At 41.4% G+C, this 526-nt stretch carries 1 protein-coding gene; it reads left to right on the top strand.

Going from position 1 to position 526, the window contains the following annotated elements; genetic code table 11:
* Positions 1 to 266: 266 nt before the first annotated feature.
* Positions 267 to 526: RNase adapter RapZ (locus BG32_RS01650; RefSeq protein ID WP_310793854.1), on the top strand; the 260-nt coding region annotated here is incomplete at its 3' end.

The raw sequence follows: 526 nt of genomic DNA, 5'->3' as shown, positions 1-526 counted from the left end.
AGATCCTGAACAGGAGCGCTTCAGGATGACGAAATAAGTTGTTTCTGATCAGATGGCTTTGAATTGCTTCTTGAGGACTGGGTCAATCTCTTTTTTGCTCCTGACCAACCCCCAACCTGCTACCCGCAACCCCGGTCTTCACAAGAGACAACCCCTTCGACATTGATCTCTAAAGTAGAATTCTTCCAGATTATTGTATAATTTGATTAATGTAAACATTATCTCTTTCTTCATTAGTATTTGCCATTTGGGCGGTGATGCTACGAATGTCTTCTAACATATTTGTTGTGACCGGCATGTCTGGAGCCGGAAAGTCATCGGCAATCGACGTACTTGAAGATTTCGGATTCTTTTGTATGGACAATGTTCCACCTTCAATAATCGAGGAACTTGTAAACATTATCGGTGCACAAGAAATCGATAAGAGCGCGGTTGTTATCGATATTCGTACGGCCAAGAAGTTTGGTGGTATTGAAAGAGTTAATCAAAGCCTAAAATCACTGAAGCAAAAAGGACTGGGTATTGT

Origin of the sequence: Mesotoga sp. HF07.pep.5.2.highcov (assembly GCF_003666285.1) — a bacterium.
GTDB lineage: Bacteria > Thermotogota > Thermotogae > Petrotogales > Kosmotogaceae > Mesotoga > Mesotoga prima.
Note: the sequence above shows the minus strand (reverse complement) of the source record. Positions and strands in the feature narration are given on the sequence as shown.